General features: G+C 55.3%; 9 protein-coding genes. All 9 read left to right on the top strand.

The genetic code is table 11. From position 1 onward, the window contains the following. The first annotated feature begins 48 nt into the window (after nucleotides 1–48). The 9 genes from Pan181_RS10680 (at nucleotide 49) to Pan181_RS10720 (ending at nucleotide 19,691) form a co-directional block, all read left to right on the top strand. On the top strand, nucleotides 49–4,335 hold the full coding sequence (locus tag Pan181_RS10680) for a LamG-like jellyroll fold domain-containing protein (protein WP_145246800.1): 4,287 nt from the start codon (nucleotides 49–51) through the stop codon (nucleotides 4,333–4,335). Nucleotides 4,336–4,404: 69 nt separating this feature from the next. Then, the gene (locus Pan181_RS10685; RefSeq protein ID WP_145252142.1) at nucleotides 4,405–5,451 is read left to right on the top strand and encodes a DUF1559 domain-containing protein; all 1,047 of its coding nucleotides are present in this window, start codon (nucleotides 4,405–4,407) and stop codon (nucleotides 5,449–5,451) included. Between the two features lie 59 nt (nucleotides 5,452–5,510). After that, entirely contained in the window at nucleotides 5,511–5,951 is a 441-nt protein-coding gene (locus Pan181_RS10690) for a hypothetical protein (RefSeq protein ID WP_145246801.1), read from the top strand. A 115-nt stretch (nucleotides 5,952–6,066) separates the two neighbouring features. Further along, nucleotides 6,067–7,020 (top strand): dihydrodipicolinate synthase family protein, encoded by a 954-nt coding sequence (locus tag Pan181_RS10695; protein ID WP_145246802.1) that lies wholly within the window; start codon nucleotides 6,067–6,069, stop codon nucleotides 7,018–7,020. Nucleotides 7,021–7,174: 154 nt separating this feature from the next. Beyond that, the gene (locus tag Pan181_RS10700; RefSeq protein WP_145252144.1) at nucleotides 7,175–9,742 is read left to right on the top strand and encodes a sodium:solute symporter family transporter; all 2,568 of its coding nucleotides are present in this window, start codon (nucleotides 7,175–7,177) and stop codon (nucleotides 9,740–9,742) included. A 260-nt stretch (nucleotides 9,743–10,002) separates the two neighbouring features. Beyond that, nucleotides 10,003–12,996, top strand: coding sequence for a sugar-binding domain-containing protein (locus Pan181_RS10705; protein WP_145246803.1), 2,994 nt, complete (start codon nucleotides 10,003–10,005; stop codon nucleotides 12,994–12,996). 105 nt (nucleotides 12,997–13,101) lie between these two features. Beyond that, on the top strand, nucleotides 13,102–14,085 hold the full coding sequence (locus tag Pan181_RS10710; protein WP_145246804.1) for a glycoside hydrolase family 43 protein: 984 nt from the start codon (nucleotides 13,102–13,104) through the stop codon (nucleotides 14,083–14,085). A gap of 113 nt (nucleotides 14,086–14,198) precedes the next feature. Beyond that, a complete protein-coding gene (locus tag Pan181_RS10715; RefSeq protein WP_197529151.1) occupies nucleotides 14,199–15,677 on the top strand; it encodes a mandelate racemase/muconate lactonizing enzyme family protein in 1,479 nt (492 codons plus the stop codon). Between the two features lie 192 nt (nucleotides 15,678–15,869). Next, nucleotides 15,870–19,691, top strand: coding sequence for a glycoside hydrolase family 2 TIM barrel-domain containing protein (locus tag Pan181_RS10720; RefSeq protein WP_145246805.1), 3,822 nt, complete (start codon nucleotides 15,870–15,872; stop codon nucleotides 19,689–19,691). Nucleotides 19,692–19,722 lie beyond the last annotated feature (31 nt).

The raw sequence follows: 19,722 nt of genomic DNA on the forward strand, positions 1-19,722 counted from the left end.
CTCGCGTTTGTTTTGACCAGTGGCTCGTCGGTTCAGGCAGTGCTCGTTATGCAGTTCGACCCGAGCGATTCACGAACCTTGTTCATGAATGGTTACGAAGACAATCGATACGGCACCGTGCCGGCGGCTGACTTTGGAGATCACGTGGGGTGGGTAATGGATACACGCGTTCCCAGCATTCCAGCTCCTGATCCGGATAACGGTCTTGATGAGTTTCTCGATGCCCAGCAAGGAAATGTCGCAAATAAACCAATCCTTGGCTACCATCCAGCCGGAATGGTGCTCGACTACCTCGATTCGAGCGACAACGATAGCTTGCTTATATTCGAAGACGACGTGGCCTTGGCCGATGGATACAACGGGGCGGCCGATGTAAATATGGGCTCGTTGTTGTTAACGGCTCGAGTCGATCCCAGCGGCACTGGCAATAGCTACTTCTTCGACTTCCGCGACGATGCAGCCATTGGTGGGGGAACGAATTCTAATGATGGGTTTGGGCTGCGATATAATCACGATACCGGCGAGCTAGAAGGCATGATCAAGCAGTCGGTAGCGGTCTCGGTGCCGGTGCCGTCTGGCGAGTGGTTTGCAGCCAGTTTGGTATGGAATGGACCTAGTTCAACCGCAACGCTCAAAGTGGAGACATTGGCTGGCTCGAATTCAATCAGCGGCGCAGCTTCGGACGTAGCCCTCGACGTCGATCGCGCTCGGATGGGGAACAACTCCAATGGCAATAGCGGCCTAAAAGGGCAGATCGGTGGAGTCTTGTACTACAACGATATCGACGACCACACATCCACCTTCAATTCGCTAGCCCAAGACTACGTGGTCCCCTTGCCCGAACTGACCATCGATCGCGAAACCGGAAATATTTCAATCACGGTACCTGCGGGTGCTAGTGCCCTGACTAATATCGCTGGCTACTCCATTACTTCTGATGCCGAGACTTTAAATCCTGGGCAATGGCTATCGATTGCCGAAAACTACGATGCGGGGAGCCCAGGCCCGAATCAAGTCGACCCCGACAACAATTGGACCAAGCTCAGTGCATCCAATCAGCGTTCGGATCTTACGGAACTCGAATTCGAGCAAAGCGGTGGTGCCAACAACGGAGCTGATTTTGTCGCTGGTAGCAGCATGAACTTAGGTAACGCTTGGATTCGCTATTACAACGAAGATGTCAAAGCGAGCCTTGTTTTGGACGACGGCACGGTGATGCCGTTGCAGGTGAACTTTGTCGGCAATGGGGGTGAATCGTTTGAGTTTGGCGACCTCGATTTCGATGGCGATATTGACCAAAACGATTTCTTCGACGTATTTGTTCCTAACTACGGGGTCGATACCTCGTCGACGGTGGTTAGCCAACCAGAGCGTTATGGACTGGGCGATCTCAATGATGACGGTTCTGTGTCGCTTGAAGATTTCATTCTGCTGAACGATGCCTATCTCGCTGCTAATCCTGGCGCGGCCTCGTTGTCGCTGGAAGGAGTCTCGGTGCCCGAACCGACCACTGCAGTAATAATGGGTATGGTCTTGCTGGTTTTGTCGTGTTGCTCGCCCTGGCGTAGACTACTTCTCAGCGTCGCAGTGTGTTTGTGTGCCACGGCCATGCTCACCCCTTCGGCGAATGCTGCAATCGGCGGGGTGCTGGATGTTGATTTCGAGTATCTCACGCCTGACACAACTATCGGTGATGGCAGCCGAATTCAAGACTTGTCTGGCAACCGTTACCATGGCTTCTGGGGAGGTGGTGCCAGCGATGCAAACAACACGCCGATTGAATTGGCCTACGCCGGTAGCACCACGGTAATCAACAACGAAGATGCTAATGGTTTTGTGATCCTTCGCGACGGTCTGGGCGACGGCGGCAGCGAGGCCCCCAACGCGTGGTTTGGTGAGGAAGCAACCCCTTCCCCCTACTTCACGCTCGGGGCAAACACCAGTTACACCTTTGAGGCGGTGTTGAACTGGAATGGCGATGACCGCGGTCGCGATGGCATCATGGGACAAACTGGTGGCGCCGAATGGTGGATTCGCGAAGACTCGGGAAATATCGAGTACGTGTTCGACGATGGGCCCAATCGTCATATTAATACAGGGACTATTTATGTTGGCGATCTTATTGACAACGCAGAGTGGCATCACCTCGGCATCACGTACGAGCGCGCTACAAGTGATCCGACTCAGGTGACAGTCACCACGTACCTGGACTACACCGAAGTCTATCAAGAGGTGTTGTCGGCCGGGTTGGGAGAGGTTGGCGACGGAACTGCCGACGTACGCTTGGGAGCCTATAACACAAGTTCTTCCAACCGATTCGATGGTCTGATAGACCACTTCCGAATCAGCGACCAGGTGTTGTCGACCAACGAGTTTCTTCCGCTGCCTGAGCCTCCCTCGTACGAGTTGGTTGTAAACAAGGATACAGGGCTGGTCATGTTGGTGAACCAAACAGGCACCGATCTCACGTTCGACTCATATCGGCTGACCAGCGAGAGCGACAGTTTGAATCCCTCCGGATGGTTGAGCCTCGACGATCAAAACGTGGCCGCTCCCGAAGACTGGACGGAACTGGGAAGCACCGCCAGTGAACTTTCCGAAGGTATCTTCGGAAGCACCTGGACGCTTGCGAGTGGAGAGTTTCAGTCGCTGGGAACCGCGTACGCCGATCTCGGCCAGGAAGACACTAGTCTGAAGTTTGAGTACCACGTGCAAGGAGAATCGGGCTTCCGCGAGATAATGGTCAGCTACGTGGTTGGTCTGCAAGGTGATTTCAACGACGATGGAATTGTTAACCTCGCCGACTACACTGTTTGGCGCGACAATCTTGGTGCCGACGAGTCGACCATCGCTAACAAAGGCGACGGGGCGAATGGTGTCGACATGGCAGACTACAATCTGTGGAAAGCCAACTTCGGCTTGTCGAGTTCGCCAGTAAGTGGCCTGTCGGAAGCAGCGGTGCCGGAACCTTCTACGCTCTTCATGTTGGTGATTGGAGTCGTTGCGGTTGCAGGTCGAAAGGTGCGAGTAGCCGGTCAAAAGTTGTTACTCACGTTGCTTTCGGCTTCGTGGTGTGTGCTTGCTAGCAATGCGAACGCCACAACCAATGATCGCCAGTACTTGTTTGGCGATTCGGGTTCCACGGACCCAGCGGTCGGCGGAGTCTCGGTGGGCGAGGGAGTCGCGATGGGCTTCCTTTTCAATTCCAACATGGTTACCGGCGACGAAATCGGCCCCAGCGGTGGATATCAAGACCTGATCGTCGATGGTGCGACCTACACCAGCGTATCGAACCGACCAGGCGCTGGGGCTGGCGAGTGGGGGGCAAACTTTAACGGTGCCGCATCGCTTTCGACCCCACTGAGTTTGAATCGCCCCAGCGATTTCTGGGACAATACGACTTTCTTCGTGAATGGAGAGTTCCCTAAGAACTACGAAGGTATCTATTCGCACGGTATTCAATTGTGGGCAAGACCCGATACGACCGCCCTTACTGCTGGAGATCGCCAGGACCTGGTGATCGACACCCCAGAGAATGGAGTGTATATCACCGACTCAGGTAACTGGGGACTACAGTTCGATGGTGGTGGTGACTCGGGGGTGTCAGTGGCTAGCACTCTCGACTCCAATGGTTGGGCTCACGTGATGCAGGTCGGCGGCTATCAGAACCTCAGTCAGGGGAACTCGGCCTACCAGAGCGTGCTCTTTGTGAATGGGGTTGCCGTTTATGCAACGAGTGAAACCCAGAATATGGATGCCGACTCCACATCGCTTTCGGTCGGTAGCAATCAAGCAGGCGATGGCAACTTCTACACCGGAGTGATGGACAATCTCGAGATGTTCCTCTGGGGCGACAACAGCGACGAACTTGGTGCCGACGGTTCGGCCGGTGGAACTAACGGAATCGGCGGTCTAAATGCCGACGGTCAAAACTGGGGAGCTTTCTCTCTGTTTGATGACAACCACTACATCTCTCACGAACTCAGCAGCCTTGGTATCGGCACCTTGCAGCCGGGCGATGTGGATCTCGACGGTTCGGTCGATGCCGATGATGTAACAGCCTTAGTAGAAATGTGGGATACCCCCGATCACGTGGTGAATGGCATCACGATCGGCGATTGGGGAACACGACAAAGTGGCGATCTGAACGTGGATGGTAGAGTTGACCTCTATGATGCGGTGATTCTAAGAAGCGAACTGCTAGCGGCCGGATTGGGTTCCATTGACCTAAGCATTTTTGCTGGTGGCAATCAGGTGCCCGAGCCAAGCTCGTTCGCTGTCTTACTGTTGGCAACCGTTGTGGCCGGAGTGGCATTTCGCAAGGTACGGGCCTAGGCCCGCGCATTTATCGGTAGGGAGTGATCTATCGCTTCGTAAGTCCCGATCTTTTCTAGGAGCTTTGTGATGTTAGGAGTAGAGGTCAAACGTTCGCGTGCGACAGGGTTTACGCTCGTGGAACTGCTGGTGGTGATTGCCATTATTGGCATCCTCGTAGCCCTACTGTTGCCGGCAGTGCAATCGGCTCGCGAAGCGGCGCGTCGCACCGCTTGTCAGAATAACTTCAAGCAAGTCGGTATCGCGCTGCACAATTATCACAGTTCGAAGAAGGTCTTTCCACCGGGAACCAACTTCACGGAGAATACTTCGGAGTCCGCCTGCCCTGGCATAAAGCCTGGTATTCGCAGTTTTGGCTGGAGCACATTTATTCTTCCCTACATGGAAGAAGAGGTGCTGTACGACCAGCTCGACTTTGACCTCGAGGTGTTTGCGGGAGTCAATTGGGATGCTTCCACTACGCTGGTAGAAGGTTACGTGTGTCCTAGTGAAGTGAACGACGCCAAGTGGGTCGACTGCTGTTCGGGGGCCGATCATGGTCTAGGCCCAGGCAACGACTGGCGACTTTCGAATATGGTGGGCATTGGTGATAGTGTCGAAGCCCACTGTTGGTTATACCAACCCCATTCCATTGGGCGCGGTATCTTCCACAACTACAGCAAGGTATCGGTGGGTAAAATCACTGATGGAACCACTAATACGATTGCCGTTGGTGAAATCACCAGTGGTATGGGAGTGGATGCCAATAGTAATCAGGCATGGATTGGAGTCACGTGGGTCACTCGCGCGATTTCTGACGTGTACGAAGGCATCAATGGTCCTGGTACTTTGCCAGGGGGTCGGGACGACGGTATCGATCCTTTTGACGGCGATGGCGGCAATCGCCACGACGAATACCACCGCGAAAATGGCCTGTCGAGCTATCATCCCGGTGGGGCTCATCTGCTGTTTGCCGACGGTAGTACCCAGTTTGTCAGTGACGACGTGAACCAAGACGTACTATTCGCCTGGGCGACCCGTGCCGACGGCGAGACCGTGTCGGGCGATACCGCAGGTGGGGTGAATCGGTTGCCTCCGTCGAGCGGCGGCGGTGGCACCGGGGGGCCGATTCGCTAACCGATCGCAGCCCAATTGTATTCCCAGGTTTAATTTCGTGCGTCATGGACTTCGTGGTTATGAGTAGTTTTCGAGTTTCTTGGCCGAGCGGTCTGTTGTTTGCTGCATTACTGGCTACGATGGTCGGCTGCGGGCGGAGTTCGGATATCGATAAAGTGGTATTAGAAGGTACGATTACCTTGGATGGCCAAGGCATACCGAATGGAGAGATCCGGTTCTTCCCGATTGAAAAGACTCAGGGGCCGGTTTCTGGTGGACCCATTAAGGATGGCCATTACGTGGCGAAGTCGCGAGGCGGAGTGCCTGTCGGGAAACACCGCGTCGAGATCCAGGCGTATCGCCCGGGCACGCAATCCGCGGGCTCGGGGCCTGGGTCGAGCAAGGTCGAAGGTGGTCCCGCCGAGCCTTACTTGCCTGCTAAATACAATACGAATTCAGAACTGACCTGTACGGTCAGCAGCGATTCGAAAACCCAAGATTTTGCTTTGCACTCGATGTGATTGCGATGATGGTCATCGGATGAATAGCGAACGGAGAGTATGCGTAACCTCCTTGGTTACCAAGACTCGCTTTCGTTGAGTGCTTTTTATGTTGATGTAACTTGCGGAAATAACAATGAACGGCCATGCCTTCCGGCTAATTGCTGCTACCTACACTCCATTTAACCATGATCTCTCCGTCGACTACTCAGCCATCCCGGCCTACGCGGCTGAGTTGGTGAAGGATGGCATTCGCGAGATCTTCGTGAATGGCACAACCGGCGAAAGTCTTTCGCTTACCGTCGACGAACGCATGCAGGCGGTGGAAGCCTGGAAGAACAGCGGCAGCGATTTAGAGCTCATCGTGCACGTTGGACACAATTGTCTGGAAGAGTGCCAACGGATGGCCAAGCACGCCGAGCAGAATGGTGTGGGGGCTATCTCGGCGATGTCGACCACATTCATCCGCCCTCGCAAGCTCGACGACCTGATCGAGTACGTAGCTCAGATTGCCCTGGCGGCTCCAGAAACCAAGTTCTACTACTATCATATTCCGTCCATGAGCGGTGTGCCGGTCGATATGGACGCCTTCATCGCGCGGGCATGCGAAGAGATTCCCAACTTCGCTGGTGTCAAATACACCCACGAAGATCTCGGTGAATTTGCTGCCTGCTTGGCCAAGTGGAAAGATACCATCGATCTGATGTTCGGCCGCGATGAATTGCTGTTGCCAGCCACAGCGCATGGAGCCCAAATGGCAGTTGGAAGTTTCTACGGGCTGGTTCCCGAGGTGTTTCGCAATATCATCCAGGCAGTCTGGTCCGGCGATCTCGACTTGGCTCGCGCCTGGTCGCTGTATTCAAACAAGTTGATCGATGCTTGCATTAAGGTGGGAGTTCCGGCCGCTGGCAAGTACATGTTGGCGCAAAAAGGGATCGGCACTGGCAAGCTTCGGCTGCCGCTGCGCGAGCTCGATGCAACACAGAAGCTGTGGTTGCAAGAGCAGTTCGACGCGCTAACTCCGCCCAGCAATATCTCGGCCGACTCCAACAGTTCGTCAGCATCCATGGGGCTTGCTGGTGGTTCTTAATCGTATCGATCTAGTGAGCGGCTGTTGAGACAAGCTTGCGATGTGTCCTCTCTGCTCGACTGGCTAGTGTTCGTTGTTTGGGGAGACAGGCGTGGGCGGAACTCTCAAGCTCGGTGGTTGGTTGTTTGCGGTATTATGGTTGACCGTGAATTGCATGGCAGGCGAACCTCAAACCGAATCGCCCAACGGTTTTCTCCATTGGCAATCGCTCCCTAAACTCCCCAATCCAGTTGGAGTGGCGGGGCCATTCGTCGGGGTCGATCACGATGCTCTCGTCGTAGCGGGAGGAGCCAATTTTCCTAAGCAACCTTATTGGGAAAACGACAAGGTCTGGCACGCGGATGCCTGGGTGCTGACTCGCGACAGCGAAGAGAGCTACCAATGGCATTCAGGATTTGCGCTGGATGCTCCTATGGCCTACGGGGCGGTCGCTAATACGTCGAAGGGCATCGCTTGTCTGGGGGGAGACGATGGCAAGCAGGTTTCCAAGAAGTGCTTCTTGCTCCGTTGGATGCCCGAATCACAAAAATTAGAGCGAACTCCCCTGCCCGACCTACCGGCACCTTGCGCGTATGGCGCAGCGACCAGCTTCGGCGACGTGGTCTACCTCGCTTGTGGTCAGGCAGATCGATCGCTACTGAGTGCAACAACTAACCTCTGGCGGCTGGATCTTAACGATCCCAAGCCGGCCTGGGAAAGCCTTGCTCCGTTGCCAGGGCCTGAGCGAGCTTTCAACGATACGATTGCCCAACACAATGGCTTCAATACGTGTGTGTATGTGTTCGGGGGCCGCTGCGTGAAGAGCGAGAGTACGTCGGCCGACGACATCGTTCCCCTCAGCGATCTCTACGAGTTCAACCCAACCACAAACACCTGGCGACGGCGTGCCGATCTGCCGCATCCACTGATGGCGGGCACCGCCATACCGGCTGGTCAGTCCCATATCATTGCTCTATCGGGAGCGGATGGTTCGCTGTGGGAGCAAGCTGCCGAGCTAAAGCTTGATCATCCTGGTTTCAAGAAACAGTCGCTCGCATACCATACGATTACCAATACGTGGGTCGAGGCCGGCGAAACACCAGCCAACGCGGTGACCACTCCCGCGACCCAGTGGGGAGATCGATACGTGCTCGCTTCCGGCGAACGGCAACCAGGCGTTCGGACCGATGAGGTCTGGTTGATCGAACTGAAGCAACAGGATCATTCGTTTGGTGCGATCGATTTCTCGGTATTGGGTGTTTATCTTATTGCGATGGTCGGCGTTGGTGTGTTCTTTGCTCGGCAAAACAAGAGTACCGACGATTACTTTCGCGGAGGTCAAAAGGTACTTTGGTGGGCGGCCGGATGCAGTATTTTTGCCACGATGCTTAGTTCCATCACATTCATGGCGATCCCCGCTAAGGCGTATGCTCAGGACTTGGTGTACTTGCTGGGAAATTGCATGATTCTGGCAGTCGCGCCGATTGCTGTGTACTTGGCGTTACCTTTCTTCCGCCAGATCGATGCAACGAGTGCGTACGAATACTTGGAGAAACGCTTTAATCGTTTGGTGCGACTGTTTGCGAGCGCATCGTTCACCTTGTTTCACTTGTTTCGGATGGGCATCGTAATGTCCCTGGCCGCACTCACGCTGGCTACGGTTACACCACTGTCGCCAGTCGAGAGTGTTCTGCTGATGGGAGTGTTGAGTATCCTCTACTGCACCCTCGGTGGGGTGGAAGCAGTGATCTGGACCGATACCATCCAAACGGTGGTGCTTCTCGGCGGTGCTGTAGTCTGTCTATCAGTGATGCTCTGGGGCACCGGAGATTCTGCGGAGAGTTGGTCTCAACTCGCCTGGCAAGAAGGCAAGCTGCAATTTGCCAATCTGCATCTTGATCCCACGAGTGCTTCGTTGGCGTTGTGGGTAGTGGTGATCGGCGGAATTGGCCAGAACATTTCTTCGTACACTGCCGATCAAGCCGTGGTGCAACGCTACATGACGACACCTGATCAAAGTCGCGCGGCCCGTTCCATTTGGTTTGCTGCCATCCTGGCGATTCCGGCGAGCTTCTTGTTCTTTTTCATGGGAACTGCGTTGTTCTTATTTTACCACTCGCATCCAGAGAAGCTTGATCCTACGTTCACAACCGATCAAATCCTGCCTCTGTTCATCGCCAATGAGTTGCCAGTTGGTATTGCAGGCCTACTGGTTGCTGGCATCTTCGCCGCTGCTCAGTCGACGGTTTCTACCAGCATGAATTCTACTGCAACAGCGGTGGTCACCGATTTTCTTCGTCCATTCGCTGTACTGAGATCGGAGCACGGATATTTACAAGCTGCCCGCGGCTTCACCTTGCTGTTCGGTGTGATCGGTACCGTGATCGCACTGTTGTTTGTCAGTCCCGACATTCGCTCGCTGTTCGACCAATTCGTCAAGGTTATCGGGCTCTTCATGGGCGTGTTGGGGGGGCTGTTTGCATTGGGCATGCTCACACGACGTGCCACTGGAATAGGAGCCTTGGTAGGTGCGATAGCTGGCGCAGTGATCATGCTCGGCATGCCCTACTATTCAGATATCAATGGCTTCTTGTACGCAACAATCGGAGTCACTTTCTGTTTTGCGATTGGCTACCTTGTAAGTCTCCTGGTGCCTGCGCAGCAGGCGAATATCGCAGGGCTGACACTTTTTTCCCTCAAAAAGTCCTCTTCTCGCGGCCCAAGCCAGTCGGTTGTGGGTTAAATCTGAATTTGCTTAATAAGAAGATCGTAGGCTTGCAGCATCGCGCACCGCACTAGACGCTTTCGCGCGGAATGGTTGCGGGTACAATAGTCAGCACGTGCGGAGATCGGCGAGGGCCATTCCTGCACGCACCCACCAGGCGGTCCACCATTAGGTTGGGCTATCCCGATTCCTACCTCGTTGATGCTCTGCCGATGCGCATTGATCGCATCCAAAGAGCAGCAATGCCTCAGGAGAACTCGATTTACTCGGACGGATTTATGATGAACCGAAACGTCGCTTTGCCCCTGTTTACCCTCTTGGCAATTCTTGCCGCAGCCAGTGTTTCCCCTTTGCGAGCCCAGGATGCGGCGGAGTGGAAGCCGGTTGACCCGCCGATGCTCACCCGTTGGGCCAAGGATATTGATCCGAATCAGCCGCTGCCCGAGTATCCTCGTCCGCAGTTGACTCGTTCCGACTGGATGAACCTCAATGGGCTGTGGCAATACGCGATAACCGACAAGCAGTCAACGCGTCCGATTAACTGGGATGGCCAGATCCTCGTTCCTTATCCCGTGGAAAGTGCCTTGAGCGGTGTTAAGCGATCGCTCAAGCCTGAGGATGCTCTGTATTACAGTCGCAAGTTCGAAGTACCCAGCGATTGGAGCGGAAAACGCATTCTCTTGCACTTCGGTGCTGTCGACTACCGCTGCCAAGTGTTTGTGAATTACAAACGCGTCGGCAGTCACGAGGGAGGTTACGATCCCTTTAGTTTCGACATTACCCCCTACCTGACCGGTGACAAAGAGCAATCGCTTATGGTAAAAGTCACCGACCCCACCTACACCGAAGGTCAACCGCGCGGCAAGCAAACGCTTAGTCCCGCCGGCATTATGTACACGCCGACTTCCGGTATCTGGCAAACCGTCTGGCTCGAACCCGTCGCCGATGGCGGTGTTGAAGATCTGATAATCGTACCGGATGTCGATGGCGAATCGGTAAAGGTCACCGTCGATCTCTATGGCGATTCCAAAGATACGGTTTCCGTCGAAGTGAAAGGTGGTGAGTCGATCAGCGGCGCCGCAGGCGAAGAGTTGACCGTTCCTGTGAAATCGCCGCGACTCTGGAGCCCCGAAGATCCTTATCTGTACGACATGACGATTCAGGTCGAACAGCAAGGCAAGGTTGTCGACGAAATCGGAACCTACTTCGGTATGCGATCCATCAAGAAAGCCGAAGTCGATGGTGTTCAGCGCTTGCTGCTCAACGGCAAGCCGCTGTTCATGTTTGGTCCGCTCGATCAGGGCTTCTGGCCCGATGGTGTGTATACCGCGCCGACGGATGAAGCTCTGAAGTATGATATCGAAATCACCAAGAAGCTTGGATTCAATACGACACGTAAGCACATCAAGGTCGAACCCGCTCGGTGGTACTACCATGCCGATCGGTTGGGACTGATTGTCTGGCAAGACATGCCTTCGGCCAACTCGTACGACACCCCACCCGGCGGTCGTCCTGCAGTCGATAAAGATGCCTACGAAACCCAACTTAAGGCCTTGATCGACAATCTGGAGAATCATCCAGCGATCGTGATGTGGATTGTGTTTAACGAAAGCCAAGGCAAGCACGATACCGCGAAGCTGGTTCGCATCGTTCGAGACCTCGATCCTTCGCGTCTGGTGAACGAAGATAGTGGTTTCCAAGGCCATGGTGGACCTTACCGGGGATTCGGCGACTTGTTCGACTGCCACCCCTACCCTGCCCCGCGAGTGTTCGATGCCCCTGAGGGCAAGGCCTTCGCCTTGGGCGAGTACGGTGGTATCGGCCTGAAAATGGGCAATAACCCCTGGCAAGCCAAGGGATGGGGTTACACGACGACCAAAAACTCGCGCGAACTCGAAGACCTGTATGCCCAGTTCACTGGCATGCTCAAGAAGTTCAACGAAGAGAATGGTCTCACCAGTGCCATCTATACTCAGCTGACCGACGTCGAAATCGAAATCAATGGTTTGTTGACTTATGATCGCCAACTGAAGATCGATCCCGAGTGGATCGCCAAGGCGAATCGCTTTGAGTGGGACGGTCCCAAGTACGTTCCATTGGTAGCCGACTCGCGAACTTCGTCTGTTGAGTACACCTACACGTTCACCCAACCTGGCGACGAGTGGATGCAACCAGCTTGTGACACCAGCAGCTGGAAGACCGGCGAAGGTGGTTTTGGCACCCGCGAAACGCCAAACATCGGAAAGCTTGGCACCAAGTGGAACACATCCGACATCTGGCTGCGTCGCGAAGTTGATCTGCCAGAATTGGATGCCGAGCAACTGTCGCAGTTGGTGCTTCAGATCTATCACGACGACGACGTGAAGGTCTACTTCAATGGTGTGTTGGCCATTGATAAGAGCGGTTTCGAATCGAACTACGCCAGCGTTAGCGTAAGCGATGAAGCACGACAGGCCCTCAAGCCTGGCGAAAAGAACTTGGTTGCCATCCATTGTCATCAAGGCACTGGTGGGCAGTACATTGATTTCGGTCTGGGAGTGCTCGATCCGAATCGTCCGGTTTCTAGTGAATCGGCTTCTGCCGACGGAAAAGGAGAGCAGGTTAGCAAAACCTTCACCCGCACCGCGCAAGTAGAACAGCAGCTTGATTACTTGTTTTACTTGCCGAGCGACTACGATGCGAACCGCACGGAAGGCTGGCCACTGATGCTCTTCCTGCACGGGGCCGGAGAACGTGGTTCCGACGTGTCGAAGGTAAAGGTACATGGCCCACCGAAACTGGTAGCCAACGGGAAAGACCTGCCGTGCATTCTGGTTTCTCCGCAATGCCCGAAAGGCCGCGTGTGGAACGTCGACGAGCTGAATGGCCTGCTCGATTCGATCATGGAAGAGTACAACGTGGATGCCGATCGTGTGTATCTCACTGGATTGAGCATGGGAGGTTTTGGAACCTGGAATCTGGGAACCTCAAATCCCGAACGTTTTGCAGCCCTCGCGCCCATCTGTGGTGGCGGCGACGAGATTGCCGTGATGCTGGCCGCCGACGAGAAGAAAGAAACGCTTCGCAACTTGCCCGTGTGGGCGTTCCACGGAGAGATTGATCCCGTAGTGCCGCTGGAGGCCTCGCAAAAGATGGTCGACGCGCTCAAGAAGATTGGGTCGGAGAAGGTGAAGTTCACCACCTATCCCGAAGCGGCTCACGACTCGTGGACCCAAACCTACGACAATCCCGAGTTCTTTAAGTGGATGTTCGAGCAAAAGCGGGGCAAATAGCCTCGCGAAGGTTCGGATCGACTCGCATGCTATGCTGTTAGTAGCACGCAGCATCGCGTGTGGTACGAAGTGCAATTGTTGGTTCTCTGGATACGAGGTGTGAATATGCGTGCGCTCAAAATCGGCTCGTTGATCGTGGTCGCTATGGCGATACAGTCGGTGGGGGTGGCTCAGCCGCCAGCGACTTCCGGCAATCCGGTGGTCGAAGGTTGGTACGCCGACCCTGAAGGATTGATTTTTGAGAACACTTATTGGATCTACCCGACGTATTCGGCACCGTACGGAGAGCAGACTTTCTTTGATTGCTTCTCGTCCAAGGATATGGTGCATTGGCAGAAACACTCGCGAGTGTTGAAGGCCGACGACGTTAAGTGGGCGAGCTATGCGATGTGGGCTCCCTCGGTGATCAAGAAAGAAGACAAGTACTACTTCTTCTTTGGGGCCAACGACATCCAAAACGACGAAGCCCTTGGTGGCATCGGGGTTGCAGTTTCCGACAGCCCGGAAGGACCCTTTAAGGACCATCTTGGCAAGCCACTGATCGATAAGTTTCATAATCGTGCGCAGCCGATCGACCAGTTTGCCTTCAAGGATGTCGATGGCACCTACTATCTGATCTATGGCGGTTGGCGTCATTGCAATATTGCCAAGCTCAACGACGACTTCAGCGGATTCATTCCTTTCGAAGATGGCGAAACGTTTCGCGAGATCACTCCGGATCGTTACGTGGAAGGCCCGATCATGTTCGTCCGCAACGACAAGTACTACTTCATGTGGTCGGAGGGGGGATGGACGGGGCCCAACTATAGCGTGGCGTACGCAATTGCCGACTCACCGTTCGGCCCATTCAAGCGGATTGGCAAGGTGTTAAAGCAAGATCCCGAGGTCGCCACCGGTGCGGGCCACCATTCGGTGATTCAGATCCCCGGCAAGGACGAATGGTACGCAGTCTACCATCGCCGACCGTTGGGCGAGACCGACGGAAACCATCGGGTGACTTGCATCGATCGCATGGAATTCGACGACCAAGGTCTTATCAAGCCGATCAAGATTACTTTCGATGGAGTAGAGCCTCGCCCTCTCGACTAACTCGGCAAGGCGAAAGCTCTCCACACCTCCAGCCGACGCCGCATGAGGGGAGCGATTCGCTGCATCCAAGTGGCATCCCGATCGACCCGCGTGTCTAATACGGCAAGCGTTTATTGCTCTCTACCACCCGACCGGGAGCCCATGCGATTGTGAATGCCAAGCAGGCGGTTTCGACGCCAAAGCCTACCGATGTAAAGGTGGTAGGCGCAGAGCTGTATTTCCTTCCCGTGGAAACGCGGGTGCCATTGAAGTTTGGGCACGAGACCCTCACCTCGGTTACCTGCGCCCGCGCGAGGGTCACGGTCGAGGACCGCCAGGGCCGGCGTGCATCGGGATGGGGCGAGACTCCGCTCAGCGTACAATGGGTCTGGCCATCGAGTCTCGACTACGCTTTTCGCAGCCAGGCGATTCACTCGTTTACCACGCAGATGGCAAAGCGGTGGGCTGAGTTTCGTGAGTTCGGGCATCCTCTGCAAATTGGGCAGCGATTCCAAGACCAGGTGCTCACGCCCGAGATTGCCCGCTTGCGAACCGAAACTCCCAACGAACAACCGTCGCTTCCCTTGCTCGCAGGGTTGCTCTGCTGCGCAGCATTCGACATAGCAACTTACGACGCGTTCGGCGCGCTGCATGAACAACCGATCTGGAGTCTGCTTGGTCATGATTATATTAGCTCCGATCTGAGTGAGTTCCTGAAGCCCGACGGGGCTGACGAGTTTAGCTTTGCTGGGCGTTACGTGGCCGACTTCCTTAAGACGCCCGGCGACCACCAACTCGAGGCATGGCACCTGGTGGGTGGGCTCGACCCCCTTTCGCCCGATGAGCTTACCGGCACTGAGCCGCAGGATGGCCATCCGGTTTTGCTGCGGGAGTGGATTGAGCGTGATGGTCTGCGGTGTTTAAAAGTGAAACTCCGAGGCAACGATCAAGCTTGGGATTACGATCGTTTGGTGCAGGTCGCCAACATTGGTCAAAGCTCTGGCGTGCAGCATCTCACGGCCGACTTCAACTGCACGGTCACCGATCCGGCGTACGTGATCGAAGTGCTCGATCGCTTACAAAGCGACGAACCAGCGATTTACGATAGTCTCTTGTACGTGGAACAGCCGTTTCCTTATGATTTGGAGCGATACGAGATTGATGTCAGTCAGCTGGCCCAACGCAAGCCATTGCTCATGGACGAAAGTGCTCACGACTGGCACTTGGTGCGGTTCGGTCGGCGTTTAGGGTGGAACGGCGTCGCACTCAAAACCTGCAAAACACTCACTGGAGCATTGCTCTCGATGTGTTGGGCGCAGGCTCATGGCATGTCGCTCATGGTGCAGGATCTCACGAACCCCATGCTTGCTCAGCTCAGTCATCTGCAACTCGCCGCTCATTGTCATACGTTGCGTGGAGTGGAGACCAACGCCATGCAGTTTTACCCCGCTGCGTCGGACATCGAGGCCCGCGTACACCCGGGGGCCTATCGCCGCATCGGTGGACAGGTAGATCTCTCCACCCTCCAGGGCCCAGGTTTTGGGTACCGACTGGCCGAAAGTGCCCGTCCGCTCCCCGAACCAGTCGTCCGGATTGGCGCTTTAGACGACTGAAATGCAACTGTTATTCGGACATTTCGCTCCGCTATTACATTCATCCGGTGGTTACAAGACGCTGGCTCCATAACCTATAATTTCGAAAGTGCCGACTGTTCTAGCCGACAGTTCTACTCGTCGTGTGAACCAGCACCGAGTCCCCGGCACCCATCAATCGACTTCCATTGAATTACCGTATCAAGGTTCATCATGTTTGCATTCCGCTACAGTGTTGTGGTTGCTCTTTTCGCCGGGATGGCTTCGGCCGTACTGGCAGCCGAGTCGCACGATTGGGAGAATCCCCATACGATCGGCATCAACAAACTGCCAGGGCGTGTCTTTTCGATGCCCTATGCGACAGCTACCGAGGCACTTAAAACACCATGGCGTGATTCGAGTCAGGTGCAGTCGCTCAATGGAGCCTGGAAGTTCCACTACTCGAAACGCCCTGAAGATCGCCCAGTCGATTTCTTTAAGTCTGACTTTGATACTTTGGCTTGGGAGAACATTCAGGTGCCAGGCAACTGGCAGACGCAGGGATACGGAGTGCCGATTTACACAAATGTCACGTATCCATTCCAACGCGATTGGCCCAAGGTTACCAGCGAACCTCCGGCCGACTGGACTGCTCACGAATACCGAAACCCAGTAGGGAGTTACCGCCGAACGTTCGAACTGCCGACCGATTGGAATGGCAGCGAGGTGTTCATTCACTTTGGTGGAGTCGAGTCGGCTTTTTATCTCTGGGTGAACGGCGAAAAGGTTGGCTACAGCCAAGGCAGCTATCTGCCGGCTGAGTTCCGGCTGACCAAGTACCTTAAGCCGGGCGAAAATACGATTGCCGTGGAGGTGTATCGGTGGTCCGACGGTTCGTACCTGGAAGACCAAGACTTTTGGCGGTTGAGTGGTATCTTCCGCGACGTGCTGCTGTACCGAACTCCGGCGGTGCGATTGCAGGATTACCATATTGCTCAGGATATGGATGCCAGTTATCAGAACGCATCGTTCGCTGTGCATGCAACGCTTCAGAACCTTGGCGATGCGGAGCAAGGTAGCATGGTTCGCGCAGCATTGTACGATGCTTCCGGCAACCAGGTCTGGCAATCGCAGATCGAAGCCAAGTTGGGATCCGCCAGAACGACCGAAGTCGAGCTCGCCGGCAAGCTGTCCGACGTGCATCCCTGGACTGGCGAAACCCCCTACTGTTACGACTTGGTGCTTTCGCTGATCAACGATAAAGGCAAAGTAACCACCGCCCATCACCACACGGTTGGTTTCCGAAAGGTCGAAATCAGCGGAAAAGGCGAGTTCCTCGTCAACGGCAAGCCGATCATCTTCAAAGGCGTGAATCGTCACGAGCATCATCCCGACTTCGGTCGTGCGGTAACTCGAGAGTCGATGCTTCGCGATCTTGAATTGTTTAAGCAGCTCAACGTGAACGCGGTGCGATTGAGCCATTATCCGAACCATCCCGATTGGTACGAACTGTGCGATCGCCACGGAATCTATATGGTGGACGAAGCCAACATCGAATCGCACGGCTACGGGTACGGTGACGATTCGCTCGCCCACGTTGCCGATTTTCAGAATGCCCACGTGAATCGTTGCGAGCGAATGGTGCTCCGCGACCGCAACCATCCGGCGATCGTCATGTGGTCGCTCGGCAACGAGGCCGGTTTTGGCGAGAACTTTAAAGCAGCCAGCGCGGCGATTCGCGCCATCGACAGCTCCCGCCCGGTGCACTACGAGCGGGCACCGTTCGATGTGCCGGCGACCAGTGTGAATAGCGTGATGTACCCCGGCGTCGAGTGGTTGCACTCCGTAGGCAAAGCGAACAACCCACGCCCGCAATTTGTCTGCGAATACGCCCACGCGATGGGCAACGCCATTGGCAATCTCGACGAGTATGTGGAAGCCTACGAAGCGTACCCTCGCTTGATTGGCGGTTGCATTTGGGACTGGGTCGATCAAGGCCTTCGTCGGCCGAATCCCGATGGCAAGATCGCTCCCACCGGGCGGAGCGATTACTTTGCCTATGGCGGCGACTACGGCGATAAGCCCAACAGCGGCAACTTCTGCATCAATGGTGTTGTGACTGCCGATCGTCAGATCACCGCCAAATCCATGCAGGTAAAGCATAGCTACCAACCTGCTCAGTTCACATTCGATGGCAGCCAGCTGCGGCTTCGTAACGAGTTGTTCCATACCGATCTCAGCAAGCGTTGCGATTTGGCTTGGTCCATCACCCGCGATGGAGAGTCGATCGCCAGCGGAACCACGAAGCTGCCGGAGATTGCCCCTTGGACCACCGAACCAGTTGCTCTGCAACTGCCGAAGGTCGAGCCGGTTGCGGGATCCGACGTGCGACTGAATCTGCAACTCAAGCTTATTGAGGACGAACCACTGCTGCCGAAAGGCTACGTGCTGGCCGATGATCAGTTTGGACTCCCTTCGCCAGATGCCGAATTGAAGCAACCGGAGAAGATGGGCAAGTTCAGCGTAACCAAGAATCGCGGTGAGCAAGGCGAAGGCTACTCGATCAGAACGGCGAAGATGACCGCCGAGATCGACGCGACCGGACAGCTCACTTCCTTGTCGTGTGGCGGGCACAACTTGCTCACCAATGGCCAAGGGTTCGAGCCCAATTTGTTCCGGGCGCCGACCGATAACGATAACTACCTGGCCGGCGCGATGCGTACCGCCAGGCTCGGCGATCTCAAGCCGGCGGATAATTGCCGTGTGAGTATCACCTACCAATCCGATTTTGTCGTTCAGATCACCGCTCAGCGAACCTACGAGGGCAATGACTTTTACGTAGAGCTGTCGGTCGCTTACACGTTCTTTGGCGATGGTTCTCTGCTGGTCGACTCGGTGATCAATCCTTCGAACAACGAAATGGTGCTGCCTCGCGTTGGGCTTCGCGCTATGTTGCCGAAGGATCTGGATCAAGTCACTTACTATGGTCGCGGTCCCTACGAGAACTACTGTGATCGCAAAACAAGTCAGTTCATTGGTCGTTACAGTGCGACGGTCGATGAACTCTACGAAGACTACGTGCTTCCGCAGAGTATGGCCAATCACTGCGATACCCAGTGGCTGACGCTTCGCGATAAGCATGGCGCGGGTGTCCTGATTCAAGCCTACGAGCCGCTTAGCTTCACCGCACTCAAGTACACCGAGCAGTCGCTCGACACCGCCGCGCATCCCTATGAGCTGACTGCTGAAGACGCAGTCGTACTCAGTCTTGATGGAGCGCATAGTGGTTTGGGAGGTGGATCCTGCGGGCCGAATTGTCTGACCAAATACCAGCATCGGGGACCCGCTCGGGTGAGGTTCTGCATCCATCCACTGCAACCGGGCGATGAGCCCAGCACGATGATTCGCACGCGGGTGCCGGTTAGTCCCAGCTTGCTGGTCAGTCGTGATCGCAACAATCATCTGGTCGTCGACGGAGCTCCTGCAAGCGACGTTCAAGTGGTGTTTGGCGATCAGAAGGCTCAGGCTTTCCAAGAGGGGCTCGACTTCACTCCGGGTGGTTTGGTGGCAGTTCAAGCGGTGCCAAAAGCCGAAGGCGAGCTGCCAGGCGTGGTGACCAAGCGTACGTTCACTCGCAGTATTGATCGTTCGGGCTGGAAGGTGACTGTGAGTAGCGACGACTCCGACGGTCGCGCTCGTGGTTTGATTGACGGCAATAAAAGCACTTTCTGGCATACGCGTTGGCAATCCGATACGCCGCATCATCCGCACGAAGCGGTGATCGACTTCGGCAAACCTATGACGCTGACCGGGCTGCGGGCGACTCCCCGGCAAGGCAACATCAACGGTCGCGTGCAGCGCTACACTGTCGAGGTGAGCGTCGATGGCGAGTCGTGGCACGAAGCTGCCGCGGGTCGCTTGCGAAATACCGAGCGTGCGTCGACGATTCGTTTCGACAAAACCGAAGAGTGCCAGTACGTCCGGTTCACTGCCGAGTCGAGTTACGCCGGCCCGTGGGCGTCGATGGCTGAACTCGAGCCGATCGAAGTGGAGTAATCTGGCAGCATCATCGTCGAGCGAATCGGGT

It is taken from the genome of Aeoliella mucimassa (genome assembly GCF_007748035.1).
In the GTDB taxonomy this organism is placed as follows: domain Bacteria; phylum Planctomycetota; class Planctomycetia; order Pirellulales; family Lacipirellulaceae; genus Aeoliella; species Aeoliella mucimassa.